A 19312-nucleotide genomic window follows, 5' to 3' on the forward strand; every position below is an offset into this window, starting at 1 on the left:
CGAGTAACAACTACTCTGCTTTTACAGGGGTATTATTGCTTTTATTTAGTAATTCAGAAACCAATGCTTCTAGTCGATCTATTTTATTTACTTGGGTTTCTAAAGCCTGTATACGTGTTTCTTGTTCTTTCATCCCTTCAATTAACAATGCCGTTAATTTTGAATAGTCTACGGATTTATAACCGTTATCATCTGTAGCCACTACTTCTGGCAAAACCACCTCGATTTCCTGGGCAATAACTCCTACTTGTGTAGAGGTATCTGGCTTATCTTTCCACTTATAGTAATACCCGTTTATAGCTTGAATTTTTTCTAAAGCATTTTGAATGACTTTAAAATCTTTTTTCCAACGTCTATCTGAGAACGTATTCCAGGCATTGGCACGAGCTTCTGTACCATCTCCATTCTCTCCAACCTGTAGTTCATATAAGGGTGTAGTTGTCCCTATACCTACTCGTCCTCCATTTGGAGCTAGGTATACTCGAGGTGATGCCTGTGCATTGAAGTTAGCCACTACGGCTCCATCTGAATTTTTAATGTTGAAAAACTTGTTGTCCACCAATGAACGAAGTGTCAACTCTGCATTACTACCCGTATTTTCATTTTCAAACTGCCATGAACGGTCTGTACTAAAGCGTAATAAGGCTTCTCCATCTCCATTACCTTCAATATCGATGTTGGCTGCTGGTGAATTAGTCCCTATACCTATCGCATTAGCCGATGCATCAATCACAAACATATTTTCATCGTTATCTGACTCTATCCTAAAATCCAAATCCGCACTATTTTCATTAAAAGTATATCCCTTATCTGCATTTAGATCAACAGATGCCACTCCACTTCTAAATATTCTAAATCTACCGCTATTAGTATCATCTATCATAGAAAATAATTGAGTCCCCGAAGTAGATCCATCTCTAAAAGAAAGATCTGTTCCAAAAAGGATTCCTCCATTTAGGTTCATCTCAAACTTGTTAACTCCATCTTTTTGTAATAAAAATTCACCTCCTGAAGTTGTGTTATAAATCATATCTTGACTTCCCAAATCAATGTTAGTATCCTGACTCAAAGCCCCACCTAAAGTAACATTACCTGCAGAAGCTGATAGCCCGTTAGATGCACTGACTACAGAAGAAAGATCAACAGATTGAGTACCAATACCATCATTATCTAGAGAAAGTTCTAAACTGTTTCCGTTAAGTTGAAAAACATCAATAAACTGGTCGTCTGTATCGGTATCATCTAAATAAGGACTAAGATCTACAGAATTACCATTAGAAATGGACAAAGTATTGGTTGCTAAAGAAAGCGTTTGGTTATCAAAACCATTCGTATCTTGCCAGCTAGCTAATCCAGTAGCGTCAGAAACCATGATATATCCATCTTGCTGATTCCCATCTATCATTCTTAAGCTTCCGGTAATGCTGGTGTTTCCATTAATATCTAATTTGTAGCCTAAAGCAGGCACTGTAGTACCAATCCCAACGCTTCCATCATCTTCAAGAGATAAATTAATATTTTCATTTGATGAGAAAACCATATCTCTATTTGAAACCAATCCCGTTTCTCCATCAGGAATACCTTCAAAAGCAGTTCCACTATCATTAGCCGCTAATTTAATGTAACGGCTAAAGCCGCTTACATATACTTGCCCTACTCCTCCTCTAAAGCTTGTTCGAACGCGATGAATGACATCTTCGCCATCGGCTCCAGTCATATCCAAAGCAAACCCTGGATTATCCGTTCCAATACCAAGGGTATCTAATATACCTATACTTGCTTGCAATTCATCTGAAACAATAGCACTTCCATTAACATCTAATTTATAACCATTTTGAGCACCATTTGTGCCAATGCCCACATTTCCAGAAGAGTTTATTGAGAAATTAATTCCTTCATTTATTGAAATATAAAATGGTTGATCTGAAGCAATCCCTGTACCTCCGGAAGGAATACCTTCATAGCTAGAACTTAAACTATTACTAATTAATCTCGTATTTCTAACGGCAGCACTTCTAAGCCATAACTCACTTACACCGTTGTTACCAGTTGAGATACGTTGAATGGCATTTTCTCCAAAACCACCTCCAATATCCAATTTATATTCTGGATTGGAATTAGCAATTCCAAGGGTATCGGCAACCATCTTTGTAGTTGTAAAAGAGTTCACATTAATGTCGCCATCAACATTGACATCTCCACCAACATCTAAGGCGAATGAACCACTAGGATTTAGTTTCCCAATCCCGACAGTACCATTATCCTCAAGTGATACATTTGGGTTTCCGTTAGATGAAAGTACAATGGGGGTGTTGGAAGCTAATCCCGTTTCTCCATCAGGAATGCCTTCAAAAGAACTTCCACTATCATTTGCAGCTAATTTCAGATATCGACTAAATCCACTCACATATACCTGTCCAATACCACCTCTATCATTTGTACGTACTCTGTGTATAACATCCGATCCACTTGCCCCTGCCATATCGAGTGCAAAACCGGTTAATGGAACTGTTCCAATCCCTACATTTCCATCGGCGTCAATTCGAATTCCTTTGTTTTCTCCATCATTAGAAAGCCATTTATCGCTTAACTGAATATTTTCTGTAGCCGTGTGATTTCCGAGATTATCAGTAGCATCATCAACCCAACTTAAAGTGCCGTTTCCATTAGTAGTAATTACCTGGCCTGAGGAACCATCTACCAAAGGCAGGTTATACGAATCGTTAATATTTATTGTTCCGTCTTTGTATATGGTTAAGGCATTTGAACGATTTGTATCACTTGTACCATTTCCTATCGCAAATAATCGATCTGTACTAGTCCAGGAATTAGCTTCTCCTGTTACCTCGTTACTATAAGCTCCCAAAACGGTTTCATAATATGACGATGCGGTATTAGAAAGTCCCCAAACTGTAGCTCCCTGCCCTGAAGCTGTATTTCCTACCCCAAAGGCAGTAGCTCTGTCAAGAGTTGCATTATTTGCAGCACCAAAAGCAGTAGAGGCATATCCGGATGCTGTATTGTTTAATCCCCAGGCAGTAGCATTACGGTGTGTTGCGTTTGTCCCATTTCCCCAAGCTACGGCTGCATCATCAGTTGCTTCCGTTCTTATTCCCATGGCTGTAGAAGCGTATCCTGATGCTTCAGTATCCCAACCGGAAGCCACAGCATGACTCCCCGAAGCTATGGTACTTCTGCCAAATGCTATCGAATAATCTCCAATATTGGCAGTATCCCAATCGGTTCCTGTTCCTGATCCAGCTCTAAAAGCAGCTTTTGATTTATCAAAAAACATTCGATTATCATGAGTGGTATCCCCATCATTATCCAGACTTGGAGATCCAAAAACAATGTCGTCATTTGTATAATCACCTTTACTATTAGAAGTCACATTGGTTACCGTTGTAAACGTTGAATCTTCTGAGGTTTTGGCATGTAAAGCATAAGGGACTGATACCAATTGTGAAAGACCTACAACGCTATAGTTACTGCCACCGCTTGCATCCACCGCCACTTGCAAATAATAGATATGATTACTCCAATCAACTGTTGTAAAATCATCTGTAGTGGTTCCTTGTCCTATTATCATAGTAGCAACACCTTGTGCATTGGTAGTTACCATATGTGTTTCGGTATATATCGTAGTACCGGTTGTGCTGTCTTCCAGAAGTTGCATTTCGAAACCAATCGATTGATCGGCGAGCACGTCACCATTGGTATCCCGCACCACCGTTTGGTAGTTAAATCCTTGAGGGCTTTGAGCAAGAAGCATATTTCCAGCCAGTAAACCGCATATTACTAGTAATAGTTTTTTCATAATGATTAGTTTTTAGTTACAGAGGATAGCTTTACGGTTATCTCCAAATGCCTCTCTATTTTGGATAATCGTGATTCTATTTGATCGTTCTTCGTTTCTAAATCGGAATTTTTAGTTTGTAGTGCCTGTATTTGTTGTTGTTGTTCCTTCATTCCTTCAATTAACAGGGCCGTTAACTTTGAATAGTCTACAGATTTGTACCCTTTACTATCCGTAGAAACCACTTCTGGCAATACCGCTTCAATTTCTTGAGCAATCACTCCTACTTGTGTAGAGGTATCTGGTTTATCTTTCCATTTATAGTAGTATCCGTTTACAGCTTGTATCTTTTCAACAGCATTTTCAATGACTTGAAAATCGGTTTTCCAACGTCTGTCTGAAAAGGTATTCCACGCATTGGCACGAGATTCTGTACCGTCACCATTCTCACCAACCTGAAAACTCACTCCGGGAGTAGCGGTATTAACACCTACATTGCCAGAGGCGTCCACAAAAACACCTTCACCATCGCCATCATTGCTGATCCAGTTACTATTGGTTTGTATATTTTGCGTAGCCGTATGATTTCCCATATCATCTGCAAGACTGGATAGATTTACGGTAGTTGCATCACCATTTTCAATCTCAATAGTAAGTACTGTACCAGACAGACTGGCACCTGTTAAATTTTGCTCATCTCGATCTTGTACCGTTTGTAACGTACCGTCGTATGCTACTCCCAGCGTAGTTGAATTAAACAAATTCACCACCTTTAATGAATTATCTGATCTCACCTGATTCTGGGCATAAGCATAGCTTCCTTGTACTCTAACTCCAAAAGCACCCCTTTGAAATCCAATATCTGAAGCTAAAGAAGGGGTTGAAGGATCAGACACATCCACCACTTTTAGATCATCTGATTCGCTATCCACAATATATACGTAATCTCCTGATTTGACCAGAGACTGAGGAGTCCCTCCAATCGAAAGTGTTCCTATCGAAGCGGGCGATACAGGATTCGAGATATTGAAAATTTTCAAGAGACTTTCATCCTCATCCAATACATATAGATAATCACCTTCGGCAATGATATCGGTAAGGTAATACCCAAAAAGATTACTGCTCAGTACTAAAGAGGGGTTTAATGGATCTGTAACATCGATGATATCAATATTATCGGTTTCATTGCTCATTACATAGGCATACCCATTATTAATTACCATAGAAGCATTGTTGCTATCCATATTTAAACCGGAAACCGTATTTGGTAATATCACTGGACTTTCAGGACTACTGATATCAACCACTGTAAACGCTTTATCCACACTATCATCTACTAGATAAAGGTAATTACCATCACTGGCAATGGCTTCTACATCAGCGTCGATAGCTGTTGTATTGGATACTAACGCAGGTTGGCTAGGGTCGGTAATATTAACAATCGCTAAAAAACCATCTTGACTATATAAATAGCAATAATTACCTACAATTACTCCTGCAGATTTTGCAGATGAAAACCCAATGGTGATCCCTGTGGCAAGTTGGGCCTCTACTTGCGGATTATAAGGGTCACTAACATTGATGACTAAAAAATCATCGGTATCATCATTATAGCCATAGACATACTCATCCAGGACATCAATCAAAGTCAATCGGGTAAAAATGTCTCCTGTATCTCCTATAACTTCAAGATTAAAAGTGGAAAGCCCTGATGATAACTGAGAGAAGGTACTGTTAAGACTGTCAACACTATCGATCCAGCTTACTGTTCCAGAACCATCAGTCGATAAGATTTGCCCATTGCTTCCTCCATTTAATTGCTCAACTTTAGAAGCATTTAACGCATACGGAACAGAGACTAATTCTGAAGTACCAATCGTTGCATAGTTTGTTCCTCCTGAGGTATCAATACTAATCTCCAGGAAATACGTATTATTGCCCCAATTGATATTTGCAAAAGTATCAGAAGTCGTTCCTGAACCAATTACCAAAGTTATTACACCTTGTGCATTGGTGGTAATTGTATTATGCGTTTCCAGATATGCCACTGTTCCTGTAACACTATCTTCTAAAATTTCAATTTGAAACGACACTGTTTGATTGGCTAATAAATTTCCATTTGAATCTCTGACTACCGTTTGATAATTAAATCCTTGCGGACTTTGAGCTAGAGCTAGCGTACTTACCAGTAACGCCAACAACATTAGTATTTGCTTTCTCATTTTCATCTTTATAAGGGGTTTTATTATTGTATTTTCTGTTAATTACTGGATGACAATTCTCTTTACAAGAGTATTTTTATCAGTTTCTAGTTTTACCAAGTAGGTTCCAGAAAAAAGTTGTGATATCGGAATTTCTTGATGATTGGTTACTTCTTTTTGTTGGTAGACTTTTTTACCAGTGATATCATATATCGTCAGGTTTACGTTTTCGCGTAAGCCATTAATCTTTATATAATCCCTTGCAGGAACCGGATATAGGGTAGTATTAGTAAACACCTGGCCTTCTATACCTAAGGTAGGAGCTTCAATAGTCACATTTACATCGACTACGGCCTGGTTTCCAGAACTGTCGGTAGCTGTAAACTGGATGACATTCAACCCTACATCGCTCATGTCAAAATCTGTTTGACTTAAACTTAATGCTGGTGTTCCACAGTTATCAGTAGCTGTAATAGGTATATCTGCTGGATTTATCGTTATGGTACCCACAGCATCTAACTGAAAAGTAATTTCGGGAACTACTGTGCTATTCACCGGTGATAAATCTCCTCGTACCCATATCCGATGTAAGGTGTTATTTTCAAAACTCACCGGTGCATCATCCATAGCCCAAACTTCGTTATTTGCTCTTATCGACCAACTTTGATCATCTTCTGTATTGATTATTGGGCTTTCAGTCAATGCTAAATCTCCAGCATCGCTATTGTAATCATCTCCATTTTCAGGAATTGTAGTGGTATGACCAGCCAATAGGGTGAAATCTTGATTTGAAAGCATCATATCAAAAGAACCTGTTCCTGTTTTGATATAGTCAAGTGCATCTTGCTGAGTGGTTTTGAAATTCAGAATATTAGAATGGCTACTACTTTCTCCATAAAAACGTACTTCTGAAAAATCAATATCCGCTGCCAATGTATTTCCGAAGTGTCCCCAAAAAGCAGTAGTTGATTCATCTGTTCCTAATGTAGAAGAACCTAGCAGTGGCAAGTCTGTGTTTCTAATCTGAAGATCAGGGTTGGTACCAGCCTGGTGGACATAGTTTAGCACCATTAACCAACCACCACCATCGGTATCGTTATCGACTTGTCCTTGAAAAGTACTCCCGCTAAAATTGAAATAATACACGCCGCTTGGAGCTGCTAATAAATCAGGAGAGGTAAGACTTGTAAATGGATTATCCTGGGTACCCAATCCCTGAACACCTGTATAGGATAAAACCGGATCGATTGTTTCGGTTACCGTTACGGTTGCCATACGTCTATTTACATTTGTATTGCTATCGGTAACTGTTAATGTAACCTGGTTATCTCCTAAATCACCACAAGTAAACGTATCTATATCAATACTTAAAGAAGCGATCCCACAATTATCTGTACTTCCATTATCAATATCTGAGGCTACAATAGTGGCATTTCCCAAAGCATCCAGCTGTACTGTTATATTTTGGCAAGAAACTACTGGCAACTCTGTATCATTTACAGTAACTAACTGTGCACACGTATCAGAACCTCCGTCTCGATCGGTTACTGTCCAATTTATCGTGGTTTGTCCAACTGGATACGTATCTGAAGCATCAGAACCTCTATTAAAATCATTTACCAAAAGCAGGTTACCCAGATTGGCAGCTTTTAATTGGTAGTATGAATTGTTAACTCCTACATCAGCATCTTCCTGAAGGGTAAATGTTAAATCACTACCATAGGTAGTTACCCAGTTATTCCAGGTGGCTTGGGTAATAGTAGCGGTTTCTGTAACTCCATTAAGTGACCCAGAAATCATACATTCGTTGTATACTTCAGAACCATCAGGCCCTGCTAACACAAAACATTCACCTACTGTATCAAAATCTCCTCTTAATTCTATTTCTAAGATAACATCTTCTGTTGCTGTGATCACATTAGACAGCACTACCTGAGTATCTATTAATGTTGGAGATATTGGGTTTCCACCTCCTAAAAGATCGGTTCTTGGGCTTGTGGGAATCAACGTTTGATCCACTGTACCTGTAAAGGTAGGGGTAGCTAAAGTTACTGCCCCCTCGCAGGCTCCTGCATCATTACTTACCGTAATATCTGCAGGGCAACTTATCGTCGGAGATGCGTAAGCCACAACGCTTACCTGTGCATTGCAGGTATCTAAAAAACTGCTTGGGTCATCCACAATCAATTCTACAATTCTCGTTGTACCAACATCTACTGTCGTGAATGTAGCATCACCCGGATCTATAAAAAGATCAATATCTCCACAATTATCTGAAGATCCATTATCAATATCATTTGGGGTTATTATTATATCATTCCCAGCCGCATCAAACTGTATTGTTATATTTTGGCAAACAGCATTAGGATCTGTAACATCTTCTACAGTAACTATCGCATTACAAGTATCCTGTAATCCATTTTGATTAGTTACAGTAAGCACGACTGTATTATTTCCAAGGTTTGTACAATCAAAAGTTGTTTGACTTGCACTAAAGCTAAGAGAAGAGCAGGGATCATCACTTCCTCCATTCAAATCAGCTGCTGTTAAAGTGGCATTTCCAGAGGCATCGAGCTCCAGAATAACAGTATTACAAATAGCTGTTGGTGTTGCAGCAACCACAGTAACTATAGCTTCACAACTCTCTTGATTGTTGGATAAGTCTAGTGCTGTTAGCGTAACAGTATTAGTTCCAATATCAGCACAAGTAAATTCTGTTTTTGATAAACTAAGATCTACGATTGTACAATTATCACTCGAACCATCATCAATATCAGCAGTAGTAATTGTGGCTTCTCCTGTTTCATCTAACTGTACTGTAATATCTTTGCAAACTACAGTTGGTGGTATATTATCCACGATAGTTACAACTCCAGTACAATTAGCACTATTAAATGATGCATCCAGCATATTAATACTTACATCATTATCCCCAAGGTCATTACAATCAAAAGTTGTAGTACGGGTTCTAAATACGGTGATTTCACAATTGTCGACAGAGCTTCCCGCCACATCTTGGGCAGTGATCATTGCTTCCCCATTTTCGTCTAACTCGACTGTTATATTTTCACAAAGAGGACTGGGATCGATAGTGTCTTGAACCGTGACTATTGCGGTACATTGACCTGTATTTAGTTCTTCGTCCTGTATAATTAAGGTAACTTCATTATCTCCTAAATTAGTGCAATCAAAACTGCTTGGGACTACTCTACTTCTTAAGATACTGCAATTATCTGTGGAACCATCGTCAATATCTGAAACGATAATATTAGCATTTCCGGTTTCGTCTAATTGGATTGTGATATTTTTACAAATAGCTGTTGGTGGAGTGGTATCTTCTCCTGCTCCACATTGGGCACTAACAGTAAATGAGGTTTGTAAAAAGGCAACAATCGCCACCCAAAAAAGTAGTCGTTTTTTCATAGTATAAGGGGTTAAAAATTTATTCTCGATTTGAGTTTACAATAGTACATTGCTTACCTAATTCTTTCCAAAAATTGAGCGTTACAAAACGTTACACCCTAGCATATTTAAAAAAAAACAACGTCTTAAATCATTGAAAAAAAGTGATTTAATTTATATTCTCATTGTTTTCATATTCAATCATAGCTTCTTTCAGTTTTGCTTCTATATCATCTAATGTGTTCAGTTTCGCCTGCAAGGCAATGTTTCTTTCTTGCAATTCTTGAATAGCAACGATTTTTTTATCGTGCTTTTTTTTACCTGAAATAATCCTATAATATTTTGCTAAACTGAATCGGATCATTGTGCTCTCAAAATTCTGATGCAAGTATATGCCTCGTACTGGATATTCGAAAAAAAACGTGGTGGACAATTTGGTGGACAATTCCCAAACCTACTATAAAGAAAGGAGTAATTAAAGTTTATAGTTTCATACAAGAATTGTAAAAGGGTAAGAAAATGAGCTCATCTTGGATGCAATTTTATGTCGAAAATCACTCAGATTGACATTTTTTTGTTTTTCAGGGGTTTCATAAAGTTTATTCTGCCTAAAAATTACTTTAACCATACCTGAATGACGTATTGTTTAGTTTCGGTTTATTCCTATGAATTGTATAAAAAAATCAGAAACTAACGTTTTAAACTTAAAATATAGGTGTCTAAATCTTCATTTTCGGAAAGTTCTAATTTCTTTTTTAGTCGATGTCTAGCTTTTTTTACTGCATCTATAGAAGTGTTTCTGAGCTTGGCAATTTCTTTACCGCTCAAGTCTAATTTTACATAAGAGCAAATTTCCAGATCCGTGGGAGTCAGGTTTGGGTGTATGGACTTTACCTGCTTATAAAATTCAAAATTAAGTGCTTCCAAATTACTGCGAATCATTAATAACTTAGAATCTTCAAGATCATCTGCTTTTAATTCCGCAATAACACTTTTTAGGGTAATATCAGAGTTTTCTTTATCAGAAATCTTCTTAAGATCCTCTACCAGTCTTTTCTTAGTTTGTATCTGCTGTATAGATTCGGTGATCAGTGTAGATATTTCTTCCTCTCGGGTTTCCACCTTTTTTTCGGTTTCCTCTAATTCCTCTTCTAAATGTTCTCTTTGAATTTTTTCGAGCTGTAAACGCTTTCTATTATACATATAAAGCGACACCCCTAGAATGAGTAAGATTCCAATAATAATAAAGTTTCTTATGGTTGTGGCTTTTTCTTTTTCCAGCTCTTTAGCGATCAGAGCTTTTTGTTTTGCAAATGCTAAACTATCTGTTAACTTTTCTTGTCTGAATTGATTCCTGAGTTCCAGTTCACGAATTTCCTTAGCTTTTTGCAGATTAAAAACAGTATCGTACACTTTGAAAAATCTTCGATAGTCACGCAACGCTTTTTCGAAATCCTTTTGATCATGATAGATATGGCTTCTTTTTTTATAGTTAAGAGCGATTCGGTTACCCATTTTTTTCTCTTTCGAAAGTTGTAAGGACGTTTCTATATGATATAATGCATTATCATATTGTTTCAGATTTCGATAAATATCCGCCAGGCTATAGTGGATGGTAACAACCGACTCATATTTCTTGATACTATCGGCAAAAGCAAGGTTTTCTAACTGAAACGGAAGTGCTTTTTTATATTGTTTAGCAATCACATATTCAAATGCTTTATTTCCTACAACCTGATAGTGACCTTCTTTATATCCGAGTTTTAAGAATATTTCTTCTGCTTTGTCATAATAATAAAATGCAGAGTCCCTTTGTCTGCGCTTTGTATAAACAACTCCTAATATATTATAGGTAGTTCCCAGACTTCGGATTCTACCTAGTTTCTTTTTTAAGACAATAGATTTCCTAAAATACTCTATAGCCTTCTCATATTCTTTTTCGAATCGATATACCTGTGCTATATTATGATAGTTCGTAGAGAGGTGAGAGGAATCCGGAATACTTTCGAAAATTTCTTTTGCTTTTAGATAATTATCCAATGATAAAGTATACCGATCCATTTTACGGTTAAGCACCCCAAGTTGCTGATATACTATTGCTTGTTGTAAGCGTTTGTCGTATCCGTGATTTTTTGCAAGTAGTGTAACAATACTATCAATATTGTATTCAACCTTTGTAAAATCTCTAAGTAATAACTGAGAATTTAAGGTCAGATATGCCTCAATTTTTAAGGAATCGGTAGTTGCCTTTTGCACATTGTTTATAAGACGAACTAATGTAGTATCCTGCTCTTGTGAAAAAGAAAAAAGAGATAATCCTAAAAATAGAACAAGTATCGTCTGTTTCATCAACACAAAATTACGAATTTGTCCATATACTATCTAAAGTGAAAATTAGATATTTAACATTAGGTTTTCCAGATCATCCTGATCGATAATATTTATTTTTTTTCGAATCCTATTCTTTGCCACTCGTATGGCTCCATCCGACGTATTGCGATAGGCTGCAATCTCTTTGGTGGATAATTTTAGCCGAATCAGTCCACAGATTTCTTGTTCAGTTTTAGAGAGGTTCGGATATTTTTCTAACAATCTTTTATTGAACTTGGTATTGAGTAGGTCAATATGTTCTTGTTGAAAAGACAACTTCTCTTCTACCTGTATTTGGGAACGAATTTCTTGTGATAATTTCCTTACGGAAGATCCTATTTGAGTATGATCCAGTTTTTGAATGTCTTTGAGTTGTTGCAACACTTGTTTTTTGTATTGCAAACGCATGGCATTATCGGTCGCCAAGATGTCGATATCATCCTTTTGATACTGAATTTGCTCTCCTGCGGTCGAAAGATCTTCAGAAAGTTGGTCAATCTGTTCGGTGTAAGATTTATAAGTTCTAAAGAGCACTATTACCTGCATACCAATAAACGCTACAAAGCCATAATTCATTAAAAAGATACTATCAATAAATTGTTGTACTACTAAAAGATCGTTAACCATCACTAATCCCATAACTCCCATAGCAAACAGTACAAATTTTGCTTCTGATCGTTTACGAAAAGCTGCTTTGGTAATGGACAAAACAGCATATCCAATCCCAAAGAAGGCAATGAATTGATACGGAATAAAAGCATAACTAGATATATATGTGGGCGCCAGCACTAAATAGATCGCAAACGCCATAGAAATCCAGAAATACAATTTGACTATATGTTTTGAAAATTCCTTTGGGAAAAGTGTATAAAAATATAACCCTGCAATCCCCATCCCAAAGTAAAAAGGTACCAACCGCAATCGATGAATCAACCAAAATGGAGTCTCCGGGAACATACTTAGCAATATAGATTCGCCTACCACTATTTGTCTTAGGGCGCCACAAATAACAAATATCCCAAAGTATAGAAATACTATTCTCCTGCTTTCTACATAGTAAAATAAGATTGAAAAAACTGCAACTACCAAGACAGCAGCTACACTTAACGACTCAATCAATAATTGTCGTTCTCTCTCTGCCCTAAGAAACTTACGATTTCCTATAGTTATACCCTGAATAAAACCGCCACCTGCTCGATACTCATAATTAGATATTGGAATCAGAAGATCGATTTCCGAAGCCTTTGGCAAATCAACCAACAAAGGTCTTCCACTTGGAGTTGCAGCATCGCTTTGAACTCCAATATCTCCTAATTGTTCGATTTTTTGCCCATTGATCCAAATTTCAGCGGCAGTATAACTCCGAGGGATTTTTAATGATAGTGGTACTAAAGATTCTCCAAGACGAATCTTTAAACGATAGGTAGCATATCCTTTAGCGGGATACTTGTTGCCAGCGAAGTAATTACCAATCCAGTTTCCCGGTAATTCAATTAAAGAAGGAGTTTTTAATATTTGTGTAGAGAATTGGCTTTCTTTATAAGGAAACTGTTGCCAATAAAAATGCCATTCACCATTAAGTGGTACTTTTTTTACGGTATTAAAGTCTACCTCAGATACATCAATAAAACCATCTTTTACGTTAGGAACCTCCTTAGGGCTACTGCAGGATATAATGCTTATCGATACCCAAATCAGTAGAAATATCTTATGTATGTTTTGAAATGGAAGCATCAAATTCTTTTTCAAAAGCAAAGATACCTTTTATGAAAAACACATGCTCGTGAATCCATACAAATCGTTATAATCTCAATACATTACTTTCATATATGAATTGAAAATTGTGCTCCTCCCTGTCGAGACAACAGTTAGTTTAACTTTTTGTTTCGTGTTATTCTTATTGAAATAGTGAGTAGTTACTAAACTTTAAGGTTGCAGAAAATGACGTATAACTATTTCTTTTCAATTTTGATTGTATATTTTTCTTTATACAAAATGATCAGGTTACAAAAAGAGATCATAAATCCTGCAGAAAACAGATAACACAAAAATAAAAGTGTCATCAGCTGTACTCTATTAAATAGTATACTCTGTTTGGTCCAGGCTTTTTCGGGATCACCCAATAAGATCATCATCTGTTCGTTTCGAGCTGGCAAAAAACCATGTGATGCTTTAAACACTTCAAATGGATCATTATCTACCATTTCATTACCAATTACAATATCTTTTTCCAGGTAGGGAAGTGTTTTGGCTTCCCTTGCTAAATGATAGGCTGCATAAACTCCTATAAAAAGAACTATAAATTCTATCGATAAACGTGTCCACTTTATAATAGATTTGTTTTTTAGAGAAAATAAAATCAGGAACCCCGCAAGTACTGTAGCAATAAATACCCCGAACTTCATTAAAAAAGCAGTGTTCTCATCAGACGCATGCCAGGAAGGTAAAGGTATAATAAAGGCTCCCGCTACCGAAGCAATCCAGGTACTGAGCAGAGTAATCTCTTTCCAAACTTCTTTTAATCGGTTTACTAGCATTGTACCTTTATTTAGGGGTTTTTAAAACCAATTGTTTCTCTTCTTCTTTTCCATTGCTCATAATAAGGTGTAATTCTGGTTCCCCTACCCGATCTTCTTTTTCTAGCCAAAACAAATAATAACCAGGCACAAAATCCTGAGAAGCATTCTGAGTGGGTTTATTAAACCTAAACCTTTTGATATTCAGATTTTGTTCATATGACAATTTTCCGAAAACAAAAAAACCTTCATCTTCACTAGAATTAATAGTCACTTTTATTGTGGTATTAGCATCACTTTTGGCACTACTATTAATAGATTGTAGTTTGGCATCATAATCCAGATAAATGGATTCTAACATATAAGATTTATCAGTAATATCATCAAAATTTTTATACAAACGTTGTAATGACTTCTGTGCTTCTTCTAGAGTTGACATATACGTTGTGGTAAGTGCATATTTCTCATTACATTTTATAAGTACCGGAAACAACTCCTCATACTTTTTTTCTAGATTATAGTATTTTGCTATAAGATCCTGATCTTCTGTTATAGTTATCTTTTCTGCTAAATTGGTTACTGCTTGTTGGGTTCCTGATAAAATAACAGAAAGCTTATTATCTTTTGGACCATAACTGGCACAACCAGATATAAAAATCAGTATAAAAACTGCAAGCGCTTGTTTGTACAAATTTTCCATATGCAATATTTATCAGTAAATTTTAATATGTTTTATCTTATTAACAAAGTTAACTTTAGAGGGTGGTATTTTACTATCAAGAACGCGACAAATAAGAGTAATTTTCCGACATTATAAAAGTTCTAACATTTAGGCAAGGTCATTAATCACCTTCTCCCAATTAAAAGCTGGACCTATATCCCACTTTCCTGAAGATCTGTAATTTACATGCGAGGTGATGCCTCTAAAATTAACCAACTCATCTTCTGCTACAATTCCATATCGTTTATCTTTTGATAAAAACGAAGCAGGGATGTTATACTCAGCAGTTAAATACTTTAGTAGTAGTATCAAACTTTTATATTGCTTTGCAGTATATGTCGCAAAATATTGTTCTCCTCTAAAAGGTGTATCTAGCTTTGTGTAGAACTGTGTTTCACTGATATGACAATAGACATCGTTATCACTGTATACAGTGACTAGATTGTCACCTATTCTTTTTAAAAATCCAATGTTCGACATTTCGACCGCTATGGTTCTCTTACCCCCATTAGTATTTCCTCCCACCGCTCTGGAACCAAGGTGATAGGCCCAATAAGCGGAGGACCACAGATTAAGAATCGTACCATTTCTGGCAATGATAAAAGGAACAGACACGCGATGATTAGGTCTGGATAATGCCGCTACATCTCCTTTTAGGTATCCTGCAGTGTAATGCAATACAATCTGTGTTTTGGTATGCTTTTCTTTTATATAGAACGAGGTATCTCCATTTTTTGTACGGCATCTTATATAGGGCATCTTCTCGTTACCTCCTTTGATAGGAACCTTGCTTGACGCTAGGGTAAATTCCTTACCTGCAGTATCTCTTCCAGTATCAAAAAAGGTTTTCTCGTGTTTAGTAATGCTCGTGGCTTTCATATAGTACTTACATTAGATGATCTTATATAGGTCAAAAGTATCTTGAAACTGCTGTTTTAGCTATTACAAAACCGTCAAATCAGATAAAATTTACGACAGCGTATTTATAGTGTTTTTAGTCCTACTTTCATTTATGATTTGAGTTATCTCAATTCAAGTGAAGATCTTATCGTGAACTCTATCAGGCATTTACTCAAGTACCATTTTTTTAACATCAACCTTCTTGTTATCTACAATTAAGGTATAAAGGAATACCCCAGACCCAAGAGTATTTCTATCAATTTGAACTGAAACCTCTCCTCTTTGGTTAATCGTGATTTGCTTCATCGTTTTACCTTGCAAAGTATGGATATACAATGTAGCTTGCTGTACATCATTTGGGATAAACATATTGATGGTAGTTGTTTGATCAAAAGGATTAGGGTGGTTTTGATATAGTTGTGCACTGCTCTTAGCCTGATTACCAACCTGAATCTGTCCCAAAATTAATTTGAGTTGTTCAAGTTCCTCTTCCAATTTTTCTACCCGCGTCTTTAATTCTTCATTTTCCTGATCAAGATTACTGGTACGAGTGTTAGTACTATTACTTGCTCTTAAGATTTTTCCGTGTTTATCAATTACCAAAGGTTGTCCTTCTCCTGTTGGTAAATTCTGAAAACGTACGGTACCATCAACGTGTAAGCGGGCTGTTGCATTATTTTTTAAATTTTGAAAACGATTTCCTATACCTACATTTCCTTGATTATCGATAATCAATCGAGCTTTACTCTCTCCGTTTACTTTGGTCCCCCTATCAGCAATCACAAATTTACCTTTATTAACACCCGTGGCATGATTAAAGAAATAAAAACTCTTTAAAACTTTTCCAAATCCATTATTGTATCGTACCAGAGCAAGGCCAGGATCCTGACTATCTCCATCAATACGGAAAACAGCATTACTCGATCTTAAGTGCAGAGGATGTTCAGGTGTATCAATACCTATTCCCACTTTTCCGTTGATATTGACTACTTTTTTATCAAATTCACCATAAATCAAAGGTGACACAGTATTATTATTAGCAATATACAATTTGTTAGAACCAGTCTCATTAAAACCTGCTTGATTTCCTAAAAAAACATTTCCCGAACCTGCAGCATTTTCAAATCCAGCAAAGGATCCCACATAGGTGTTGTCAGAACCGTTAGTATTTCCGGTTCCTGAAGCTACCCCAAAAAAGGCATTGTTCTTACCGGAAACATTATTGAATCCAACATTATGTCCATAAAAGGCATTCCCATCACCAACCGTATTATTGCTACCGGCACCTCGTCCGAAAAAAGCATTTTGTGAACCTGTCGTATTATTAAATCCTGCGAAGGTCCCAAAGAAAGAATTGGCAATACCAGAGGTGTTAGAGGCTCCGGAAAGACACCCGAAAAAGGAATTGACAGAACCTGTAGTGTTCGAACGACCTGCCTCATCTCCGACAAAAGTATTTTGTCCACCTGTAGTATTTGATAATCCGGTACCTTGACCTATAAAGGTATTTCTAGTGACATCGTCTAAAACAATGCCATCGATGCCCTCACTCACTTCTAGCTTACCATTGATACGGACAATCTTATCTGTAAAATCTCCAAAAATCAAAGGACTCTCTGTATCATCATTCGCGATGTAGAGTTTATTAGAACCAGTCTCATTAAAACCTGCTTGATTTCCTAAAAAGACATTTCCCGAACCTGCAGCATTTTCAAATCCAGCAAAGGATCCCACATAGGTGTTGTCAGAACCGTTAGTATTTCTGGTTCCTGCAGCTGCCCCAAAAAAGGCATTGTTCTTACCGGAAACATTATTGAATCCAACATTATGTCCATAAAAGGCATTCCCATCACCAACTGTATTATTGCTACCGGCACCTCGTCCGAAAAAAGCATTTCGCGAACCTGTCGTATTATCAAATCCTGCAAAGGTCCCGAAGAAAGAATTGGCAACACCAGAAGTATTTGTAGCTCCGGAAAGACGCCCGAAAAAGGAATTTACAGAACCTGTAGTGTTCGAACGGCCTGCTTCACTTCCAACAAAAGTATTTTGTCCACCAGTAGTATCAGATGATCCAGCACCTTGACCTATAAATGTATTGCTAATGGTTTCGTCTAAAACAATGCCATCGATGCCCTCACTCACTTCTAGCTTACCATTAATACGTACTAGGTTTTCAGCAAAATCTCCAAAAATCAGTGGATTTTCTGTATTACTATTCGCGATGTAGAGTTTGTTAGAACCCGATTCATTAGCACCTGCTTCATTTCCTATGAATACATTACGACTTCCGGTGGCATTACCAAATCCTGCCCTGTGTCCAACGTATGTATTCAATTCACCGGTGGTATTACCTGATCCTGCGGCTTGTCCGAAAAAGGAGTTGCGGCTACCTGTGGTGTTCTCTCTCCCCGTATCTCGACCAAAGAAAGAATTTAAGTTTCCTGAAATATTTCTAAAACCAGAGCCAACACCAAAGAAAGAATTGTTACTACCGGTCGTATTTGCAACACCTGAAGCGCCACCAAAAAAGGAGTTGTCATCACCTTCGGTATTATTCGCACCTGCGGCTATACCGAAAAAAGAGTTTTCGCCGCCGGTGGTATTGTCTTTACCTGCATTTCTTCCGAAAAATGAATTACTTCCTCCCGAGGTATTACTCGTTCCGGCAAATGCTCCAAAAAAGGAGTTCCTGGTTCCACTACTGATAGCAGTCCCAGCTCCTGTACCAACAAAGGTGTTTTCAACCCCTTGACCGATTTCTAAGGTTCCGTTGATTCGAACGAACTTGCTCGAAAAATCTCCAAAAATAAGAGGGTTTTCAGTATCACTATTAGCGATATATAGTTTATCCGAACCTTTCTCGTTAAATCCAGCTTTGTATCCCAAAAAAACATTTCGATTTCCATTGGTATTATTTTTCCCCGCATTTCTTCCAAAAAAGGAGTTTTGAGATCCCTGGATATGGTTTTGTCCTGTACCATCCCCAAAAAAACAATTTTCATCACCTATTGTATGTGAAAATCCTGATAATTGCCCAAAAAAAGAATTGATATTCCCTGTAGTATTACTGCCAGAATTTTTACCGAAAAAAGAATTTTGAAATCCTTTATTATCTTTCCCTGCATTAGCTCCAAAAAATGAATTAAAGCTGCTGGTATTGTTCAGGCCCGCTCCTCGCCCAAAAAAAGCATTAGAGCCAGTGCAATTGGATTCACATTGAGCTGATACCTGACTATATAAAGCACACACAGCGCTCACTACTAGAAGTATTTTTTTTATCATTGTTTTCTTTATATAACTGTTATAGGATAATTGAGAGACAAAAATATAGAGGAGAAATACCAAGCAGTAGCACAAAACCGTCAAATCCTATGAAATATCGGACAATTCCAAGACGAAAAAT

At 37.1% G+C, this 19312-nt stretch carries 10 protein-coding genes; all 10 read right to left on the reverse strand.

Features of this window, described 5'->3' with window-relative positions; all coding sequences use genetic code 11:
- Window positions 1–10: 10 nt before the first annotated feature.
- A complete protein-coding gene (locus tag J8M14_RS11415; protein ID WP_211074756.1) occupies window positions 11–3817 on the reverse strand; it encodes a tail fiber domain-containing protein in 3807 nt (1268 codons plus the stop codon).
- A gap of 5 nt (window positions 3818–3822) precedes the next feature.
- On the reverse strand, window positions 3823–6018 hold the full coding sequence (locus J8M14_RS11420; RefSeq protein WP_211074757.1) for a tail fiber domain-containing protein: 2196 nt from the start codon (window positions 6016–6018) through the stop codon (window positions 3823–3825).
- A gap of 42 nt (window positions 6019–6060) precedes the next feature.
- Window positions 6061–9420 carry a T9SS type A sorting domain-containing protein gene (locus tag J8M14_RS11425; protein WP_211074758.1) on the reverse strand — a complete coding sequence of 1120 codons (3360 nt, stop codon included), beginning with the start codon at window positions 9418–9420 and terminating at the stop codon, window positions 6061–6063.
- A 148-nt stretch (window positions 9421–9568) separates the two neighbouring features.
- Window positions 9569–9763, reverse strand: coding sequence for a hypothetical protein (locus J8M14_RS11430; RefSeq protein ID WP_211074759.1), 195 nt, complete (start codon window positions 9761–9763; stop codon window positions 9569–9571).
- A 326-nt stretch (window positions 9764–10089) separates the two neighbouring features.
- Entirely contained in the window at window positions 10090–11748 is a 1659-nt protein-coding gene (locus tag J8M14_RS11435; protein WP_211074760.1) for a tetratricopeptide repeat protein, read from the reverse strand.
- Between the two features lie 45 nt (window positions 11749–11793).
- Window positions 11794–13503 carry a 7TM diverse intracellular signaling domain-containing protein gene (locus J8M14_RS11440; RefSeq protein WP_211074761.1) on the reverse strand — a complete coding sequence of 570 codons (1710 nt, stop codon included), beginning with the start codon at window positions 13501–13503 and terminating at the stop codon, window positions 11794–11796.
- A 218-nt stretch (window positions 13504–13721) separates the two neighbouring features.
- Complete coding sequence (locus J8M14_RS11445; RefSeq protein WP_211074762.1) at window positions 13722–14306, reverse strand: hypothetical protein; 585 nt, start codon at window positions 14304–14306, stop codon at window positions 13722–13724.
- A 7-nt stretch (window positions 14307–14313) separates the two neighbouring features.
- Window positions 14314–14985 carry a hypothetical protein gene (locus tag J8M14_RS11450; RefSeq protein WP_211074763.1) on the reverse strand — a complete coding sequence of 224 codons (672 nt, stop codon included), beginning with the start codon at window positions 14983–14985 and terminating at the stop codon, window positions 14314–14316.
- 129 nt (window positions 14986–15114) lie between these two features.
- Entirely contained in the window at window positions 15115–15885 is a 771-nt protein-coding gene (locus J8M14_RS11455) for an N-acetylmuramoyl-L-alanine amidase (RefSeq protein WP_211074764.1), read from the reverse strand.
- A gap of 189 nt (window positions 15886–16074) precedes the next feature.
- The gene (locus J8M14_RS11460) at window positions 16075–19191 is read right to left on the reverse strand and encodes a T9SS type A sorting domain-containing protein (RefSeq protein WP_211074765.1); all 3117 of its coding nucleotides are present in this window, start codon (window positions 19189–19191) and stop codon (window positions 16075–16077) included.
- Window positions 19192–19312 lie beyond the last annotated feature (121 nt).

This window comes from Aquimarina sp. MMG016 (assembly GCF_018100805.1).
Taxonomy (GTDB): Bacteria; Bacteroidota; Bacteroidia; order Flavobacteriales; family Flavobacteriaceae; genus Aquimarina.